Consider the following 16,931-nt stretch of genomic DNA (forward strand, 5'->3'; position numbering starts at 1 on the left):
GTTCATGACACGAGAACCGCTGGATGTGGGGGCGTCCGTCACCTTCGGGCTGCTGGCCGCCTGGGCCGTGCACGACACCGAGGAACTGGTCACGGTGCCGAGGTGGGTGCGGACAGGGGTGCCGGAGCTGCGGAAGCGGTATCCCCGGGTGCCGGAGACGGTGTGGCGGCAACTGGAGTCGGTGGACGGCCGCGAGTTCACGACCGCCGTGGCCGCGATGGCGGTGGTGGTCGCGGCGGCCGCCGCCGACGGGCACCGCACCGGCGGCCGCTCCGCCGTCTACCAGACAGCGCTCAACGCTTTCGGCCTGCACGGCGTGGTGCACCTGGCCCAGGCGGCCGCGTTCCGGGGCTACACCCCGGGCTCGGTGACCACCCCACTGATCGTCCTCCCGTTCACCCTCTGGGCCCGCAACCGCCTGCGCCGCTCCGGGGTCCTCCGCCCCACCCGCCCGCGCGACGCACTCCAGGGCCTCGCCTTCGCGGCGGCCGCCACGGTGGGCACCCACGCCCTGGCGCGCCGGGTACTGCGCCACCGCTGACCCGGTCCGCCTGTGGCGCGCACACGCGAACCGGCTCGCTGAGGCGTACAGCCTCCGCCGGTGTGGCCGGGTGTGCTCCTGGGGTGTGCGGGGCTGCTGCGGCTGACCCCGGCCCGGGTGCGGCAGGTGGTCGGCGTCGTTCTGGCGGCCGTGGACACTGTCGCCGTGGTGTACGTGATGCGCGGCGCGTTCACGCGTCGGCACCTGCTCGCCGAAGCCCGACGCCACCTCGCCTACGCCCTGCGCGGCCGACCTCACCAGCCGGGCCTGGACGAACCGATCGTGCAGGCGGTGGTCGACGACTACATCCGCCCCGTCGGGCGGGGCCGGATGATGACCGCCGGCCTGCGCGCCCTGGACCCGCGCGACACCGAGGACCAGGCTGTGCTGCGCCCGCGCCCCGTAAGCGGTCCGCGCCCCCGTACGAGCGGGTCCGCCTCGCTGCCGGCGCCCTGGCCGCCCGGGTCAACGCAGCGCGACGTGCGGAGCGCCTGGGCTCCCGGCCGTACGCCGTCGCCGAGCCCGCCGCATCGAGGTCGCACCCGCGGCCGTTCCACACCGGCCGGAGGGCCGGCCGCCTTCTGGAGCAGGAGTCCGGCGTCGACGTCGACACGGTGCAGCAGTCCAGCCGGACCTTCGAAGCAGCCGCCCGGCCGGCCGCCAAGCTCCACGACGCCGTGCGGGAGCGCGCCGTCGCCCGCGGCCCCCGGCCACAGCCCGCCCCGGTGACGGCCCGCGCCGCCGCACACCCAGCAGCCCGGCGTCCAGCACACGCCGGGCCGGACCGCAGGAGGAGTCGCGTGAGCACGGGGTGGTCTGAATTTCTGGGCACTCTCGCGAGCCGTGCTGTCGGAGGCGGCTTGTACCCTGCACTCATTCGACGATCGGACGATCACGGGTACGGGCATGCGGGCACGGGGCGGGCGTCCAGGGGCGGGAGCGCGGGGATTTCGATGAGTGACGCACATCCGATACGAAGCCGCAAACCGGGCCTCTCGGTCGGCGCGCGCATCATCGCCGTGGTCGTCCTCACCGCGATCGGGGCCGTCGGCGCCTGGCTCCAGCACGACGCTCGCGACCGGAGTGGGCAGCCGCGTACGGAGTTCACCGCGGACAACCCGCCCGTCGGCCTGCCCACCGCGCTCACCACCGGCCAGCACCTCCACTGGTCCCGCTGCACCTCGCCGCCCACCGCACGCACGGGCTACGACTGCGCCACCATGAAGGCCCCCCTCGACTACCGGAAACCGGACGGCAGGACGATCGACGTCGCCCTGATCCGCCGCAAGGCCACCGGCCCGAACGCCCGGCGCATCGGCTCGCTCGTCCTCAACTTCGGCGGCCCCGGCGTGTCCGGCGTGAGCGGACTGCCCGAACGCCTCAACCAGTACGAGCCGCTCCTCGACCGCTACGACCTGGTCTCCTTCGACCCGCGCGGCGTCGGCGCGACCATCCCCGTGCGCTGCGGGAAGACCGCGGACGACACCGGCTACGACGGGGCCGACGCCTGCGCCGAGCACTCCGGGGCGCTCCTCCCGTACGTCGGCACCTCGCACACCGCGCGCGACATCGACCTGATGCGCTACCTCCTCGGCGACGAGCGGCTGCACTACTTCGGCGTCTCGTACGGAACGGCGCTCGGCGCGGTCTACGCCCACCTGTACCCGTCGCACGTCGGACGGCTCGTCCTCGAAGCGTCCGTCGATCCGACCGAGGACCTCGATGAGGAGCAGGTGTCGCAGGTCAAGGCGGTCCAGGCGGCGTTCGACCGGTTCGCTGCGCACTGCGCGGCCCGTATCCGCCACTGCCCGACCGGCGACGGGCCCGAGGAGGCCGCGCGACGCATGGCGCGCCTGGCCGACCGCCTGAAGAAGAAGCCCGCCCCGGCCGGCGGCGGAAGGAACCTCGACGCCGACGACCTCGCGTACGCCGTCAGCGACCATCTCGACCTCGGCACGGACGGCTGGTCGCCGCTCGCCAAGGCCCTCACCGCGCTGATCGACCACAACGACGGCCGTCCGCTGAGCAAGGGCACGGACGACATCGGCTCCGCCGACCGCGCGGCGACCCCGCGCGACAGCAGCCGCGCCGCCCAGACCGCGATCACCTGCGCGGACTCCAGCCTGCGCCCCGGCTTCGAACGCCTCGACAGGGACAAGGCCCGTGTCAAAGCCGCCTCACCCGTCTTCGGCGCGGCCTGGTCCACCGGCGTCTACCTCTGTTACGACTGGCCGTTCGACGGCGAGCGCGCCACGCCCCAGGTGAACGCCGACGGCGCGGCCCCCGTCCTGGTGGTCGGCGGAACCGGCGACCCGACTACCCCCTACCCCGGCGCCCGCCACATGGCCCGCGCCCTGGGCGACGGTGTCGGCGTGCTCCTGACGGCCGAGGAGGAGGGCCACGGCACATACCCGCAGAATCGCTGCGTCACGGAGACGGTCGACGAATACCTCCGCACGGGACGCACCCCGGCCCCGGGAACGGTGTGCCGGGGCAGCATGTCCTGAGGCCCGTACGGATCCGCCGGGCGGCCGTCAGCCCACCGGTTCGCTCGCAGGGGCCCCGGGCGCGCACGGGTAACTGACGACCTCAACCGCAGGTCATTCCGCAGGTTCTGACAGCCGGACCTACCAGCACCGGCCAGGATCTCCGCGGTCTCCCGCAGCACCGCCGGCGGTGCCCCCGCGCCGCCGTACGCGGCGGGTGCGACCACGCCGAGCAGCCCGGCGGCGAGCCTACGGGCGCGGACGACGAGCGGGTGTGCGCTGTCGGTCATGCGGAGGATTCTTCCGAAGACCGCTGCCGGTTCTTTCTTCCGGATCCGTGGCGCGGGGTGTCGATCCGGGCTCCGCCCGTTCGTGTAGGAGGTGACAGACACCCCCGGCACCGGGAAGACGCCGGGGAAGAACCTCAGGAGGACATCATGAAGCACTACCTGCTCAGCGTGGTCCAGCCGACCGGGGTACAGCCGCCCGCCCCCGAGGCGCTCGCCGGGATCATGCGCGACGTCGAGGCCTTCAACGACGAACTCCGCGCGGCCGGCGCCTGGGTCTTCGCCGGCGGCCTGCACGGCCCGGAGACCGCGACCGTGCTGCGCCCCAAGGACGGCGACGTGCTCATCACCGACGGGCCCTACGCAGAGGGCAAGGAGTACCTGGGCGGGCTCTGCCTGATCCGGGCCGCCGACCTGGACGAGGCACTGGAGTGGGGGCGCAAGGCCGCCCTGGCGACCACCCTGCCCATCGAGGTACGGCCCTTCGTGGACCAGCACTGATGGTCGAGGCGCCCGACATCGAGGCCGTCTTCCGCGCGGAGTACGGGCGCGCGGTCGCCGTCCTCGTCCGCTTCCTCGGCGACATCGACCTCGCCGAGGAAGCGGTGCAGGACGCCTTCGCCACCGCCGTGCGCAAGTGGCCGGAGACCGGCGTGCCGCCGAGCCCGGCCGGCTGGATCATCACCACCGCCCGCAACCGGGCCGTCGACCGGCTGCGCCGCGAGTCCTCCCGGGACGCCCGACACGCCGAGGCCGCCCGGCTGTACGCGCCCGACGCACCGCCCGAGGAGGGCCCCGTGCGCGACGACCGGCTCCGTCTGATCTTCACCTGCTGCCACCCCGCACTCGCCCTGCAGTCCCGGGTCGCCCTCACCCTGCGCCTGCTCGGCGGCCTGAGCACCGCCCAGATCGCCCGCGCCTTCCTGGTGCCCGAGCCGACCCTCGCGCAGCGGCTGGTGCGGGCCAAGGCCAAGATCCGCGACGCGGGCATCCCGTACCGCGTGCCCCGCGACGCCGATCTGCCCGACCGGCTCGGCGGAGTCCTGGCCGTCGTCTACCTGATCTTCAACGAGGGCTACACCGGCGATCCCGCCCTGTGCGCGGAAGCCGTCCGGCTCGGCCGGCTGCTGACCGAGCTGATGCCGGACGAGCCCGAGGTCACCGGACTGCTCGCCCTGATGCTGCTGATCGAGGCGCGCCGGCCGGCCCGGCGGGACGCGGACGGCGCGCTGGTGCCGCTGCCCGAGCAGGACCGCGGCCGGTGGGACCGCGGCCTGATCGCCGAGGGCCAGGACCTGGTCCGGCGCTGCCTGCGCCGCGACCGGCCGGGGCCGTACCAGATCCAGGCCGCGATCAACGCCGTGCACAGCGACGCGCCGATCGCCGCCGCCACCGACTGGGGCCAGATCCTCAGCCTGTACGACCAGCTGACGGCAGTCGCCCCGTCGCCGGTCGTCGCGCTGAACCGGGCGGTCGCGGTGGCGGAGGTCGAGGGCCCGGCCGAGGCCCTGGCGCTGGTCGACTCCCTCGACCTCACCGGCTACCACGTCCTGCACGCCGTCCGCGCCGACCTGCTGCGCCGCCTGGACCGGCCCGCCGAGGCCGCGGCGGAGTACGCGAAAGCCGTCGAGCTGGCCGCGAGCGAGGCCGAGCGGGTCCATCTGGAGCGGCGCCGACGGGACCTCGACGACCGGACGACGTGACCCTCGTCACCGAGGGCGGTCGGCGGAATTTACTTGGGCACCTGAAAGGTTGGTATTTACATCTGACCTTTCGTGACCCTACGCTCGGGCCGACCAGCCCGTGCACCACCAGCGAGGCATCCGTGAACCACTCCACCCCCGAGCAGCCTGCCGACGTCGTGGCCCGGCTGCGCGCCACGTTCCGCACCGGCCGCACCAAGCCCGTCGAGTGGCGCACCGGCCAGCTCCGGCGCCTGCGCACGATGCTCACGGAGAACGGCGCGGACCTCGCCGCCGCTCTCCACGCCGACCTGGGCAAGAGCAGCACCGAGGCCTATCGCACCGAGATCGACTTCACGATCCGGGAGATCGACCACACCCTCGAGCACCTGGACGAGTGGCTGCGCCCGGAGTCCGCGCCCGTCCCGGCGCACCTCGGCGCCGACGCGACGGCCTGGACGCAGTACGACCCGCTCGGCGTCGTCCTCGTGATCGCCCCCTGGAACTACCCGGCCCAGCTCCTGCTCGCCCCCATGGTCGGCGCGCTGGCCTCCGGCAACGCGGTCGTGGCCAAGCCGAGCGAACTGGCCCCGGCCACCTCGGCCGCGCTGGCCGAGCTGATCCCCGCCCATCTCGACACCGACGCCGTCGCCGTGGTCGAGGGCGGCATCCCGGAGACCACGGCCCTGCTCGCCGAGCGCTTCGACCACATCTTCTACACCGGCAACGGCGCCGTCGGCCGCATCGTGATGCGCGCCGCCGCCGAGCACCTCACCCCGGTCACCCTCGAACTGGGCGGCAAGTCCCCGGTGTTCGTCGACCGCGGCACCGACCTCGACGTGGTCGCCGACCGGCTGGCGCGCGGCAAGTTCCTGAACGCGGGCCAGACCTGCGTCGCCCCCGACTACGTCCTCACCGACCCGGAGACCGCCGCAGCCCTGGAGGCCGCGCTGGTCCGCGCCGTCGAGGCCCTCTTCGGCACCGACCCGCAGGCTTCGCCCGAGTACGGCCGGATCGTCAACGAGCGCCACTTCGACCGGCTCTCCGCCCTGCTCGGCTCCGGCCGGGTGGCGGTCGGCGGCGCCGGCGACCGCACGGACAAGTACATCGCGCCGACCGTGCTCGCGGACGTCGACCCGAAGTCCCCCGTGATGCAGGAGGAGATCTTCGGCCCGGTCCTGCCCATCGTCACCGTGCCCGGCCTGGACGCGGCGATCGACTTCATCAACGACCGCGACAAGCCGCTCGCGCTGTACGTCTTCACCGAGTCCGAGCAGACGCGCGGGCGCCTCGCCGCCGAGACCTCCTCGGGCGGCCTCGGCTACGGCCTGCCGCTCGCCCACCTGACCGTCTCCGACCTGCCGTTCGGTGGTGTGGGGGAGAGTGGCATGGGCAGCTACCACGGGCGCTACTCCATCGAGACGTTCAGCCACCGCAAGGCGGTGCTGGCCAAGCCGCTCGGCTGAAGGGACGGTTCCGGGGCGCGTGTGCGAGACTCCGCCGATGACCGCTGAAATGATCATCGCGGACGCCTCCGGTACCTTCAAGCTCGGCGACCTGCCCGTCCACCGCATCGGCTTCGGTGCCATGCGGCTGACGGGCAGTGCCGCCTTCCATCTCGGCACCGTCAGCGACCGCGCACGCTCGATCGCCGTCCTGCGCCGGGCCGTGGAACTCGGTGTGAACCACATCGACACGGCCGCGTTCTACTTCTCCTCCCTGCGCTCCGCCAACGAACTCATCAACACCGCCCTCGCGCCCTACGCCGACGACCTGGTCATCGCGACCAAGGTCGGCCCGTTCCGCGACTATTGCGGAGAGTGGGGCACCTCGGCCCGGCCCGACCAGCTGCGCGGTCACGTCGAGGAGAACCTGCGCCAGCTCGGCCGGGACCACCTGGACCTCGTCTATCTGCGCCGAATGAACCAGGACTCCATCGCCGAACACTTCGGTGCCCTCGCCGAACTGCGCGAGGCCGGCCTGGTCCGGCACCTCGGCATCTCCGCGATCCAGCCCCGGCACCTGGCCGAGGCGTTGGAGATCGCCCCCGTCGTCTCCGTGCAGAACCGGTACGCGCTGGACGCCCCGGATCCGCGGGCCGACGAACTCCTGCGGATGTGCGGCGAGCACGGCATCGCCTTCGTGCCCTACTACGCCGTCGCGGGCGAGGGCGGCGAGCGCGGCGCGGCCGGCACGCGCAACGACGACGAGATCCTCGCCGTCGCCCGCGCGCACGGCGTGAGCCCCGCGCAGATCCGCACCGCCTGGACCCTGCACCAGGGCCCGCACGTCCTCGCCATCCCCGGCACCGGCAACCCGGACCACCTGGCGCAGAACGTCGCCGCGGGCGCCCTGCGGCTCGGCCAGGAGGAGCTGGAGCGGCTGAACGCCCTCCACACCCAGGCCGTCTGACACCCGACCGCGGACGGCACAGGAAGGGCCGAGGGCCCCGCCGGCGTTCACGGACGTCAGCAGGCGCGAGCCCCGCCGTTCCCCGGGACCGCTGCGCCGGGCAGGGAGCCGCCGTCGACGAAGGGCAGCGGGCGGTGCGCAGGCAACCGTTCGGTCTTCGTCGGCGGCCCCTTCCACAACGGGCGTCCGGGCGCACGGCCCGGGGCTGCACCCGGCTGACTACAATGGCGTAGACGGTCTTCCGAACTGCAGACGAAGACGGGGTGAGGAACGTTCCCATGACCGACGCCAAGGACGAACGCCGGCCGGCCGGTGAGCTCGAAGCGAGCGTCATGGCTGCCCTCTGGGCCGCCGGCGCGCCCCAGACGCCCGGCCAGGTCCAGCTGAGTCTCGGCGCGGCCCTCGCGCGCACGACGGTGACGACCATCCTCACCCGTCTGCACGACAAGGGCACGGTGGAGCGGAGGCGCCAGGGCCGCGGCTACGCCTACTTCCCGCTCCAGGACGCCCAGGGCCTCACCGCCCGCCGGATGCACACCGAACTCGACCGGGACAGCGACCGCGAGACCGTCCTCGCCCGCTTCGTCGCCCAGCTCAGCCCCGACGACGAGCGCATCCTGCGGGACCTGCTCGAGTCCGACGACTGATGACCGCACTGCTCCTGCTGCCGCTGCTGCTGCCGTTCGCCCTGCCGGCGCTGGCCCGGCGGGCCCTGGACCGGCTGGTCCCGGCCGTCGCGCTGTGGGCGATCACCGCCTGTGCGGTCGTCCTCGCGGGCAGCTCGCTCGCCGCGCTCGGCGGGTTCGTCCTGACGGGCCTGCTCAAGGTGCCGCTGTTCGCCGCGCTCGGTGAGCTGGTGCACCCGCTGCGCACCGCCTCGGACCTCATCGTCCTGCCCGCCGCCGCGACCTCCGTCGGCGCCCTCGCCGTGTGCGGCTGGACCCTCGTCCGCTCGGTGCTGCGCCAGACCCGCGCCTTCCGGGCCGCCCGCACGGAGGCCGGCCGCGGACCCGCCGCGGGCGACCTGTGCGTGGTCGACTCGCCGCGCCCGGACGCGTACGCCCTGCCCGGGCGCCCGCACCGCATCGTCGTCACCACCGCGATGCTGCGCAGCCTCGACGGCCCCGAGCGCGAGGCGCTGTTCGCGCACGAGCGGGCGCACAACGACGGCGGCCACCACTACTTCCTCGCCGCCGCCGAACTCGCGGCGCACTGCCATCCCGCCCTGCGCCCGGTCCGCGAGACCATCCGGCTCGCCGCCGAGCGCGCCGCCGACGAGGCCGCCGCGGCCTCGGTGGGCGACCGGCGTCTGACCGCCCGTGCCATCGCCCGCGCCGCCCTCGCCGGCCAGGCCGCCCGCTCGGAGCGCCCCGACTTCGCCGCGGCGGCCACGACGGGCCCCGTCCCCCGGCGCGTCCAGGCCCTGCTGGCCGCCCCCCGTCCCGCGCACCGCACCGGTCGCCGCGTCGCCGCGCTCCTGCTCGCCTGCGCCGCACTCTCCTGTGTGGCCGCGGTGACGGGAATGGCCGACTTCCACCACCGGGTCGAGGTCGCCCAGGGCGACGAGAAGCCCTGATCCACCGCTTCTCGCAGCCGGACGAACCCACCCGTGCGGCGGGTGACTGGCGTCCGCGAAGTTTTACGTATAACCTCACCCGCTAATACCCTCACCGGAAGGCCCCGATGCGACGCGTTGCCCTGGTCACCCTCGTCGTGGACGACTACGACGAGGCCATCCGTTTCTACACCGAGGCCCTCGGATTCCGACTGGCCGAGGACGCGCCGCGGCCGGACGGCTCCCGCTGGGTCGTGGTCGAGCCCGGCACGGACAACCACGGCACCGGCCTGCTGCTCGCCCGTGCCAAGGGTGAGGACCAGCGCGCCCGGATCGGGGACCAGACCGGTGGGCGGGTCGGGTTCTTCCTGTACACCGACGACTTCGCCCGCGACCACGCCCGCATGACCGCCGCCGGCGTGACCTTCCTGGAGGAGCCGCGCCACGAGCCGTACGGCTCGGTCGCCGTCTTCCAGGACCTCTACGGCAACCGCTGGGACCTGCTCCAGCCCGCCGCCTGACTCGCCTCCCGCTGTTTCGAACCGCCTGCTCAAGGAAAGACCCGCCATGACTGCTACGCGCGTAGACGCCGACGTGATCCGCCGCCTGCCCAAGGCCGTCCTGCACGACCACCTCGACGGCGGCCTGCGCCCCGCCACCGTCGTCGAGCTCGCGGCCGCGGTCGGCCACACCCTGCCGACCACCGACCCCGACGAGCTGGCCGCCTGGTACTACGAGGCCGCCAACTCCGGCGACCTGGTCCGCTACATAGCCACCTTCGAGCACACCCTCGCCGTGATGCAGAACCGCGAGGGCCTGCTGCGCGTCGCCGAGGAGTACGTCCTCGACCTCGCCGCCGACGGCGTCGTCTACGCCGAGGTGCGCTACGCGCCCGAGCTGAACACCAAGGGCGGGCTCACGCTGAACGAGGTCGTGGAGACCGTCCAGGAGGGCCTCGCCGCCGGTATGGCCAAGGCGGCCGCCGCCGGTACGCCCGTCCGTGTCGGCACCCTGCTGTGCGGCATGCGCATGTTCGACCGTGTCGGCGAGGCCGCCGAGCTGGCCGTCGCCTACCGCGACGCCGGTGTCGTCGGCTTCGACATCGCCGGCGCCGAGGACGGCTTCCCGCCCGCCGACCACCTGGCAGCCTTCGAGCACCTGCGCCGGGAGAGCGTGCCCTTCACCATCCACGCCGGCGAGGCGCACGGCCTGCCCAGCATCCACCAGGCCCTGCAGGTGTGCGGCGCCCAGCGCATCGGCCACGGTGTGCGCATCACCGAGGACATCGTCGACGGCAAGCTCGGCCGCCTGGCCGGCTGGGTGCGCGACCGCCGCATCGCCCTGGAGATGTGCCCGACCTCCAACCTGCAGACGGGCTGCGCCACCTCGATCGCCGAGCACCCCATCACCACGCTGAAGGACCTGGGCTTCCGGGTCACCCTCAACACCGACAACCGGCTGGTCTCCGGTACGACGATGACCCGGGAGATGTCCCTGTTGGTCGAGGAGGCCGGCTGGACCGTCGAGGACCTGCGCACGGTCACCGTGAACGCCGTCAAGAGCGCGTTCATCCCGTTCGACGAGCGCAACGCCCTCATCGAGGGCGTGGTCCTGCCGGGTTACGCGGCCGCGCTCTGAAGTACCCCCCGCAGGTAGGCGGCCTGTCCGATGTGCTGAAGGTCGTCGGACAGGACGCTCACCAGGCGGACTCCCAGGGTGACCGGGGGAGCCCAGCGCTCGTCCACGATGCGCTCGAGATCCTTGGCGGCCAGTTCGCGCAGGGCGCCGAGGGTCTGCTCGTGCACGGCGTCGTAGTACCCGGTGAGCAGGTCGGCCGACTCGACCCGCACCTTCGCGACCTTCGCGGGCGTGTGGCCGTAGCCGGTGTCGTGGCGGGGCAGGTCGAGGCCGAAGCGCTTGTGCCAGTCCTGGGTCAGCCACACCTGGTCGAGGTCGAAGGCGTCGGCGATGTGGTCGTCCTGCACCCGGGTGAGGTGCCAGACGAGCCACGCGATGGAGTTGGCGTCGGGGGCCGGGCGGGAGTGCAGTTCGTCCGGTCCGAGGCCGTCGAGGGCGGCATGGACTTCTTCCTGGATGCGGCCGTAGCCGTCGATGAGGATGTCCTTCGCATGCATGCGTCCACCTTCGCGCATCGCGCGCGGTCATGCGTGCGGAATCCGGCCCCCTCGTGCCCCTTCCCGGTACGGGCGGTGAGACGGTGCCCGGCCGTCCGATCAGGAAGCCCGGGGCCCGTCCTGGAACGTCGTCAGGCCCCCTGTCTCCAGGAGGGTGACCAGGGCGCGGGCCGCGGGGCTCGTCGCCCGCTCGGGCGGCAGCAGGGCCACGGTCTCGTACTCCGCCTCGCCCCTGCCCTTCACCGGGAGTGCCGTCAGCGAGGGCCGCTTGTGCCGGAAGTGCCGCGGCACGACGGCGATGCCGAGGTTCTCGTCGACCAGGTCCAGCAGGCTGTGCACGTCGTTGACCTCCAGCGCGACCGTGCGCCGGACACCGGCCGCGGCGAAGGCGGAGTCCGTGGTGCGGCGCGGCCCCCAGTCCGGGTGGAAGTCCACGAAGACCTCACCGGCCAGGTCGTCCGGTGTCAGCACCGCCCCGGCCGCGGCGAGCCGGTGATCGGGATGGCACAGGACCGTCATCGGCTCGCTGGTCAGCGACACCGAGCGCAGCTGGTCGTCGTCCGCCTGGGTCCGGTAGGCGAAGGCCAGGTCCAACCGTCCGGCCGCGACCTCCTCGGCCAGCGCGCCGGAGCCCGCCTGCCGCAGCCGGATCTCCACGTCCGGATGCCGCCGCCGGAAACCTGCCAGCAGTTGCGCCACGTGCACCCCGGCGATGCACTGCTCGGTGCCCAGCGCCAGCGTGCCGCGCAGCACGCCCTGCACCGCCGCCACCGCCTCGTGCGCCGAGCGCACCTGTGCCAGGATCCGCTCGGCCTCCACCAGCAGCGCGCGCCCCGCCTCGGTGAGCGTCACCCGCCGGGTGGTGCGCACGAACAGCGGCGCCCGCAGCTCCCGTTCCAGCGCCCGGATCGACGCCGACAGGCCGGACTGCGACACCATGAGGCGTTCGGCGGCCCGGGTGAAGTGCTGGTCCTCGGCGACCGCGACGAAGTGCTGGAGATGGCGCAGTTCCATGACTCAGAAGCGTATCCGCTGAATTCCATCGGATTCTCCTGTTGGACCACTGCCCGCGGGCCGCGACAGAGTAGACACCGGTTCCCCGGAACCGGACTCACCTGTGCCAACCCCTCTGGAGTCGCGTTGTACACCGCACACCCCGTCCGTTACGCCGACATGCCCTACCGGCGCACCGGACGCAGCGGCCTGAAGCTCCCGGCGCTGTCCCTCGGCCTGTGGCACAACTTCGGGCCCGACCGGCCCGTCGAGACCCAGCGCGCCATCCTGCGCCGCGCCTTCGACCTCGGCATCACCCACTTCGACCTCGCCAACAACTACGGTCCGCCGCCCGGCGCCGCCGAGTCCGCGCTCGGCGAGGCCCTGAAGGCCGACTTCACGCCGTACCGCGACGAGCTGGTGATCTCCACCAAGGCCGGCTACCTCATGTGGCCCGGCCCGTACGGCGAATGGGGCTCGCGCAAGTACCTGCTGTCCTCGCTGGACCAGAGCCTCACGCGGCTGGGCCTCGACCACGTCGACATCTTCTACTCGCACCGCTTCGACCCGGACACTCCGCTGGAGGAGACGATGGGCGCCCTGCACTCCGCGGTGCAGCAGGGCAAGGCGCTCTACGTCGGCGTCTCCAACTACTCGGCGGAGCAGACCCGCGAGGCCGCCCGCATCCTCGGCGAGCTCGGCACCCCGCTCCTCATCCACCAGCCGCGCTACTCGATGCTCGACCGGCGCCCCGAGGACGAGGGCCTGCTGGACGCCCTGGACGAGCTGCAGGTCGGCTCCATCGTGTACTCCCCGCTGGAGCAGGGCCTGCTCACCGGCCGCTACCTCGACGGCATCCCCGAGGACTCGCGGGCCGCGAGCGACAGCCCCTTCCTGAACTCGGACGCGGTCACCGAGGACCTGGTCGGCCGGCTGCGCGCCCTGGACGAGATCGCCAAGTCCCGCGGCCAGACCCTGGCCCAGCTGGCCCTGGCCTGGGTGCTCCGGGGCGGCCGGGTGACCTCCGCCCTGGTCGGCGCGAGCAGCCCGCGGCAGATCGAGGACAGCGTCGGCACGATCCGCAACCTGGACTTCGAGGACGGGGAACTGGCGCGGATCGACGCGATCGTGAAGGGCTGAGCACGCGGGGCGGTGAGCGACCGTCAGGCCGTGAGCCGTTCGCTGACCTCCCAGAGGCGGGCCGCAGCCTCTGGGTCGACGGCGTACGGCAGCACGCCGGGCAGTCCCGATTCCGCCCGCCACCCGGCCTCGTTCTCAGGGGTCACCAGGGGGCTGATGTCGCAGTTCTCGCAGTAGACACCGCCCAGTCCGTCGAGCTGCGGACCGGTGGCGCACCACACGCTGGTCGCCGCTCCCTGCGGGACGGTCTTCTGCTGCCGGGCGGGGTCGCGCACCGGGCGGCCCTGCTCGTCGACGGCACCGGCCGCCCGCAGGGCCTCCTCGGTGAGGTGCTTGGCGAGGCCGGTGTCGATGATCTGGCCGGGGTGCACGGAGAAGGCCCGCACGCCCTCCGCCCGGCCCCGCCGGTCCAGTTCCACGGCGAAGAGCGCGTTGGCCGTCTTCGACTGGCCGTAGGCGAGGAACGGCTCGTAGACACGGTGCTCGAAGTGCAGGTCCTCGAGGACGACCGGCGAGAAGCGGATGCCGCGCGAGGACACCGACACCACGCGCGCACCGCCCGCCGCCACCAGCGCGGGCCACAGCCGGGCCACCAGCCGGAAGTGCCCGAGGTGGTTCGTCGCGAACTGCGCCTCGTACCCGCGCGCGTCCCGGGTCAGCGGGGTCGCCATGATCCCGGCGTTGTTCACCAGGATGTGCAGCGGACGCCCGGAGGCCAGGAACTTCTCGGCGAAAGCGTCGACGGAGGCCGGGTCCATCAGGTCCAGCTGCTCCACCTCGGACCCGTCGACCTCCTTCAGCGCGGCGCGGGCCCGCTCCGGATCCCTGGCCGGTACGACGACCTCGGCGCCCGCCGCCCGCAGGACGCGGCTCGTCTCCAGCCCGATGCCCGAGTAGCCGCCGGTGACGATCGCTACCTTGCCGGTCAGGTCGATGCCCCGGATCACCTCCTCGGCGGTGGACGCGGCACCGAAGCCGGAGTGCAGGGGCTGCTGGGGGGTGGTCATGGCGGGTGTCTCCTCGACGTGATCGATGTCGGCCATGAGACCACCGTAGATGCGTGGATTCGAACGATGAATGCTTGAGAGTGCGCTCTAGTTGCGTGATAGTTCGAACATGGCCATCGATGCTCGCTCCGATCCTTTGTCCGATCCTCTCTCCGACGCCCTCGCCGTCGCCGACGCGCGCGGTGTGTTCTCCGGCGGCTTCACGGCCGGCGGGCGGTGGGCGATCCGGCTGCGGGGGCGCGACAAGCTGAAGGTGAACGTCCTGGCGCGGGGCACCTGTCTGCTGATTGCCGAGGGCGGCGCCGAACCGGTCGCCCTGTCCGAGGGCGACATCGTCGTCTCCGACGGGCGGCGGTCGTACGTCCTGTGCAGCGACCCCGGACTCGAACCGCTCGACCCGGCGGAGGTCGTCGTGGATCCGCGCACCCGCATGGGAGCGCTCGGCGGGGGAGAAGAGGTGGTGTGCGTCTCCGGGCACATCGACCTGAGCCGGGACAGCGGCGACCTGCTGCGCCGGGCCCTGCCCGAGCTGATCCACGTGCGCTCCGCCGCGGCCGAGGCACCGGTGCTGCGCTGGCTCACCGCGCAGCTGATGCAGGAGATGGCCGCCGGCCGGGCAGGTTCCGCCTTCTCCTCGGACCACCTGGCCCAGCTGATGTTCGTCCAGGTGCTGCGTGCCTGTCTCAGTGAGGCGGCGGGGCTGCCGGCCGGCTGGCTGCGGGCGCTGGCGGACGAGCGGCTCGCCCCCGCCCTGCGCCTGATGCACGCCGACCCGGCCCATCCCTGGCAGCTGGAGGAGCTGGCCCGGGCGGCCGTGATGTCCAGGACCACCTTCGCCGTGCGCTTCCGGGAAGCCGCCGGCGTGCCGCCCCTCACCTACCTCCAGAACTGGCGGATGAGCCTGGCCGCCCGCGCTCTCAGGCAGGACTCCACCCCCGTCGCGGCGCTCGCCCGCTCGGTCGGCTACACCTCCGAGAGCGCCTTCAGCAACGCCTTCAAACGCACCGTCGGCGTGGCGCCCCGCCGCTACCGGGAGGCAGCCAGGGGCTGAGCCGCTCCGAGAGGCGTGTGGTCGGCTCCGCTCCGGAAGGCCTGCGCTCACGGCCGCTCCGGAAGGCGCGCGATCACAGTCGCTCCTGGAGGAGTACGGTCACCGTGTCGCCCTCGCCCTTGCCGATAGCCTCGCGTACGTCGGCCTTCACGGGGAGCTTGTGGGTGCCGTCGCCCAGGGCCATGAAGGAGCTCTGGAAGGGGTGGCCGTCGACCGTCCCGCGGACCTTGACCAGTCCCCGGGTGCCGAAGAATTCGACGGACCGCGGCCAGACCACATAGGTCCAGCCGCCTTTCTCCGGGCTTTTGCGCAGGACGGCGGTGAATTCCTCGTCGACTTTCCCCGCCGTGCCCGTGTTCCTGCCGTTGGTGTTCATGACGGTCTCCGCTCGCGGTGATCTTTTCCTGACTTACCGGACCGCCGCGAGCGGGAAAACTCATCGCCGTCTCTGCCTCAGGCCCCCGGCAGCCGGTCCAGGAAGCCCAGCACCTGCCGGATCCGGCCCTCGCCGTCCAGCGTGATCACGTCGAACCCGGCCACCGGCGCCGAGCCGTCCGCCTCGTTCACCAGCTCCCAGCCGAACCGCGCGGTGTCGTGGTGCCCGTCCACCGCGCCGAGCGGGCGGAACGCGAACCCGGGGAACTGCTCGTGGGCCGCGGCGATCACGGCGGCGATCTGGTCGTGCCCGCGGACCTCGGCGAGCGGGTCGGTGTAGCTGCCGTCCGCGGTCCAGGCCGCCGCGACCGCCTTCTTCAGGGCCTCCGGCTCGGTGGCGTTCCAGGCCTCGAAGTAACGGGCGACGGCGCTGTCGTAACTGTTGGTGTTCGTGGTCATGGCGAATCAGCCTCCATCGAGGTCGTATCTGCTGGTCAGGAGCCGGATCCGGGGTTCCGTCGATCCGGTGTGACCACCATGCCCGAGCGACGGGGACGGGTCGATTACCTCCCGGGTAATGACGGAGGCGCCGCAAAGCCGGTGCATAGCCGGTGCATTTTCGGCCAGAACGGGCGGTGAATATGCCAGGAGACTGGCCGGAAAGTCATGGTGACAGTGTTTCGGGAGTGGCGATACTCGAACTTCAGGGGCACTTTCACCGCACGGGAGCCGCACGGAAAGCGAGGGTTCGGCCGGCACCACAGCTATGCGTTCGGGGGAGTGATCGTGCACGACGAATTCCTGTGCCATGTCACCGCGTACGGCGTGTGCGGCGGACAGCGGATCGGCGTACCGCTCGGCACCTATCGCGCGCCGACCCTGGCGCTGGCCCTGTGGTGGCTGCGGGACCGGGCGTCCTGGATCGCCGAGCGGCTCGACCCCAGCCCGGAGACCCCTGCCTTCCCCGCGGGGGCGCTCGTGCCGGTCGCGGACACGGTGGCCGACGTCCCCGCGCTGCTGCGTGCCTGGTGCGCCGACGACGTGCAGCAGGAGTTGGTCGCGGACGAGTTGGCCGGCGGGCGGCTGGTGCGGATCGCTGCCACCGACGACACCACCGAGTACGAGCTGCTCGCCGAGTCCGTGGACGCGCTGCGTATGCAGCGCACCCTCCCGGCGCTCGTCGTACCCGTCGCCTGACACGTGCCGCGGGGCCGCGGGGGTTCCGCGCTCCCCGAGAACCCGAAGCCATGAGGGCGTATATGTGAAC

18 protein-coding genes and 2 pseudogenes are annotated in these 16,931 nt (G+C 72.7%); 14 read left to right on the top strand and 6 right to left on the bottom strand.

All coding sequences use genetic code 11. The annotated features are described in order from the left end of the window. Positions 1-4: 4 nt before the first annotated feature. From ACIF83_RS06370 to ACIF83_RS06380, 3 genes and pseudogenes are all read left to right on the top strand, one after another. Positions 5-541, top strand: coding sequence for an HXXEE domain-containing protein (locus tag ACIF83_RS06370; protein ID WP_399723892.1), 537 nt, complete (start codon positions 5-7; stop codon positions 539-541). A gap of 111 nt (positions 542-652) precedes the next feature. Next, positions 653-1,345: pseudogene (locus ACIF83_RS06375) on the top strand (conjugal transfer protein TraA); the annotation flags it as partial. 149 nt (positions 1,346-1,494) lie between these two features. After that, positions 1,495-3,048: an alpha/beta hydrolase gene (locus ACIF83_RS06380; RefSeq protein ID WP_399723894.1), complete on the top strand. Its 1,554-nt coding sequence runs from the start codon at positions 1,495-1,497 to the stop codon at positions 3,046-3,048. Between the two features lie 125 nt (positions 3,049-3,173). Here the strand turns inward: ACIF83_RS06380 and ACIF83_RS06385 are convergent. Next, positions 3,174-3,317 (bottom strand): annotated as a pseudogene (locus ACIF83_RS06385) (acyl-CoA dehydrogenase); the annotation flags it as partial. Positions 3,318-3,464: 147 nt separating this feature from the next. Between ACIF83_RS06385 and ACIF83_RS06390 the strand changes: the two are divergent. The 8 genes from ACIF83_RS06390 to ACIF83_RS06425 all read left to right on the top strand — a co-directional run bounded on the left by ACIF83_RS06390 (position 3,465) and on the right by ACIF83_RS06425 (position 10,601). After that, on the top strand, positions 3,465-3,815 hold the full coding sequence (locus tag ACIF83_RS06390) for a YciI family protein (RefSeq protein WP_393476845.1): 351 nt from the start codon (positions 3,465-3,467) through the stop codon (positions 3,813-3,815). Then, positions 3,815-5,017: an RNA polymerase sigma factor gene (locus ACIF83_RS06395; protein ID WP_399723899.1), complete on the top strand. Its 1,203-nt coding sequence runs from the start codon at positions 3,815-3,817 to the stop codon at positions 5,015-5,017. Before ACIF83_RS06390 ends, ACIF83_RS06395 begins: the two co-directional genes overlap by 1 nt. Positions 5,018-5,139: 122 nt before the next feature. Then, entirely contained in the window at positions 5,140-6,462 is a 1,323-nt protein-coding gene (locus tag ACIF83_RS06400) for an aldehyde dehydrogenase family protein (RefSeq protein WP_399723902.1), read from the top strand. A 37-nt stretch (positions 6,463-6,499) separates the two neighbouring features. Further along, complete coding sequence (locus ACIF83_RS06405) at positions 6,500-7,408, top strand: aldo/keto reductase (protein WP_399723905.1); 909 nt, start codon at positions 6,500-6,502, stop codon at positions 7,406-7,408. Positions 7,409-7,686: 278 nt separating this feature from the next. Then, a complete protein-coding gene (locus ACIF83_RS06410) occupies positions 7,687-8,055 on the top strand; it encodes a BlaI/MecI/CopY family transcriptional regulator (protein WP_393476834.1) in 369 nt (122 codons plus the stop codon). After that, complete coding sequence (locus ACIF83_RS06415) at positions 8,055-8,984, top strand: M48 family metalloprotease (RefSeq protein WP_399723908.1); 930 nt, start codon at positions 8,055-8,057, stop codon at positions 8,982-8,984. The genes ACIF83_RS06410 and ACIF83_RS06415 overlap by 1 nt, the downstream gene beginning before the upstream one ends. 107 nt (positions 8,985-9,091) lie before the next feature. Then, positions 9,092-9,484 (top strand): VOC family protein, encoded by a 393-nt coding sequence (locus tag ACIF83_RS06420; protein ID WP_399723911.1) that lies wholly within the window; start codon positions 9,092-9,094, stop codon positions 9,482-9,484. 46 nt (positions 9,485-9,530) lie between these two features. Next, complete coding sequence (locus tag ACIF83_RS06425; protein ID WP_393476826.1) at positions 9,531-10,601, top strand: adenosine deaminase; 1,071 nt, start codon at positions 9,531-9,533, stop codon at positions 10,599-10,601. Here the strand turns inward: ACIF83_RS06425 and ACIF83_RS06430 are convergent. Both ACIF83_RS06430 and ACIF83_RS06435 read right to left on the bottom strand, forming a co-directional pair. Beyond that, the gene (locus ACIF83_RS06430; RefSeq protein ID WP_393476823.1) at positions 10,583-11,098 is read right to left on the bottom strand and encodes a DUF664 domain-containing protein; all 516 of its coding nucleotides are present in this window, start codon (positions 11,096-11,098) and stop codon (positions 10,583-10,585) included. The genes ACIF83_RS06425 and ACIF83_RS06430 overlap by 19 nt on opposite strands. A 99-nt stretch (positions 11,099-11,197) precedes the next feature. Further along, positions 11,198-12,112 (bottom strand): LysR substrate-binding domain-containing protein, encoded by a 915-nt coding sequence (locus ACIF83_RS06435; protein ID WP_399723915.1) that lies wholly within the window; start codon positions 12,110-12,112, stop codon positions 11,198-11,200. A 126-nt stretch (positions 12,113-12,238) separates the two neighbouring features. Here ACIF83_RS06435 and mgrA point away from each other — a divergent pair, with 126 nt between their 5' ends. Next, positions 12,239-13,231, top strand: coding sequence for an L-glyceraldehyde 3-phosphate reductase (gene mgrA, locus ACIF83_RS06440; RefSeq protein WP_399723918.1), 993 nt, complete (start codon positions 12,239-12,241; stop codon positions 13,229-13,231). A 23-nt stretch (positions 13,232-13,254) separates the two neighbouring features. Here the strand turns inward: mgrA and ACIF83_RS06445 are convergent, their stop codons facing one another. Beyond that, positions 13,255-14,238 carry an oxidoreductase gene (locus tag ACIF83_RS06445; RefSeq protein WP_399724072.1) on the bottom strand — a complete coding sequence of 328 codons (984 nt, stop codon included), beginning with the start codon at positions 14,236-14,238 and terminating at the stop codon, positions 13,255-13,257. Positions 14,239-14,347: 109 nt separating this feature from the next. On the opposite strand from ACIF83_RS06445, the gene ACIF83_RS06450 reads away from it, so the two are divergent. Further along, complete coding sequence (locus ACIF83_RS06450) at positions 14,348-15,289, top strand: AraC family transcriptional regulator (protein ID WP_393476815.1); 942 nt, start codon at positions 14,348-14,350, stop codon at positions 15,287-15,289. Positions 15,290-15,362: 73 nt separating this feature from the next. Here the strand turns inward: ACIF83_RS06450 and ACIF83_RS06455 are convergent, their stop codons facing one another. Next, entirely contained in the window at positions 15,363-15,665 is a 303-nt protein-coding gene (locus ACIF83_RS06455; protein WP_399723921.1) for a DUF1905 domain-containing protein, read from the bottom strand. Between the two features lie 77 nt (positions 15,666-15,742). Beyond that, positions 15,743-16,123, bottom strand: coding sequence for a nuclear transport factor 2 family protein (locus ACIF83_RS06460; protein ID WP_399723924.1), 381 nt, complete (start codon positions 16,121-16,123; stop codon positions 15,743-15,745). 327 nt (positions 16,124-16,450) lie between these two features. Here ACIF83_RS06460 and ACIF83_RS06465 point away from each other — a divergent pair, with 327 nt between their 5' ends. Continuing rightward, a complete protein-coding gene (locus ACIF83_RS06465) occupies positions 16,451-16,861 on the top strand; it encodes a hypothetical protein (protein ID WP_393476807.1) in 411 nt (136 codons plus the stop codon). Positions 16,862-16,931 lie beyond the last annotated feature (70 nt).

Source organism: Streptomyces sp. NPDC085866 (assembly GCF_044541035.1).
Taxonomy (GTDB): Bacteria; Actinomycetota; Actinomycetes; order Streptomycetales; family Streptomycetaceae; genus Streptomyces.

What these genes read in the sequence shown, in the direction of transcription:
- ACIF83_RS06455 (WP_399723921.1), bottom strand. Translation starts at nt 15,665, where the DNA reads ATGAACACCAACGGCAGGAACACGGGCACGGCGGGGAAAGTCGACGAG.
- ACIF83_RS06410 (WP_393476834.1), top strand. Translation starts at nt 7,687, where the DNA reads ATGACCGACGCCAAGGACGAACGCCGGCCGGCCGGTGAGCTCGAAGCG.
- ACIF83_RS06415 (WP_399723908.1), top strand. Translation starts at nt 8,055, where the DNA reads ATGACCGCACTGCTCCTGCTGCCGCTGCTGCTGCCGTTCGCCCTGCCG.
- ACIF83_RS06405 (WP_399723905.1), top strand. Translation starts at nt 6,500, where the DNA reads ATGACCGCTGAAATGATCATCGCGGACGCCTCCGGTACCTTCAAGCTC.
- ACIF83_RS06425 (WP_393476826.1), top strand. Translation starts at nt 9,531, where the DNA reads ATGACTGCTACGCGCGTAGACGCCGACGTGATCCGCCGCCTGCCCAAG.
- ACIF83_RS06380 (WP_399723894.1), top strand. Translation starts at nt 1,495, where the DNA reads ATGAGTGACGCACATCCGATACGAAGCCGCAAACCGGGCCTCTCGGTC.
- ACIF83_RS06450 (WP_393476815.1), top strand. Translation starts at nt 14,348, where the DNA reads ATGGCCATCGATGCTCGCTCCGATCCTTTGTCCGATCCTCTCTCCGAC.
- ACIF83_RS06370 (WP_399723892.1), top strand. Translation starts at nt 5, where the DNA reads ATGACACGAGAACCGCTGGATGTGGGGGCGTCCGTCACCTTCGGGCTG.
- ACIF83_RS06445 (WP_399724072.1), bottom strand. Translation starts at nt 14,238, where the DNA reads ATGACCACCCCCCAGCAGCCCCTGCACTCCGGCTTCGGTGCCGCGTCC.
- ACIF83_RS06395 (WP_399723899.1), top strand. Translation starts at nt 3,815, where the DNA reads ATGGTCGAGGCGCCCGACATCGAGGCCGTCTTCCGCGCGGAGTACGGG.
- ACIF83_RS06435 (WP_399723915.1), bottom strand. Translation starts at nt 12,112, where the DNA reads ATGGAACTGCGCCATCTCCAGCACTTCGTCGCGGTCGCCGAGGACCAG.
- ACIF83_RS06430 (WP_393476823.1), bottom strand. Translation starts at nt 11,098, where the DNA reads ATGCATGCGAAGGACATCCTCATCGACGGCTACGGCCGCATCCAGGAA.
- ACIF83_RS06420 (WP_399723911.1), top strand. Translation starts at nt 9,092, where the DNA reads ATGCGACGCGTTGCCCTGGTCACCCTCGTCGTGGACGACTACGACGAG.
- ACIF83_RS06390 (WP_393476845.1), top strand. Translation starts at nt 3,465, where the DNA reads ATGAAGCACTACCTGCTCAGCGTGGTCCAGCCGACCGGGGTACAGCCG.
- ACIF83_RS06460 (WP_399723924.1), bottom strand. Translation starts at nt 16,123, where the DNA reads ATGACCACGAACACCAACAGTTACGACAGCGCCGTCGCCCGTTACTTC.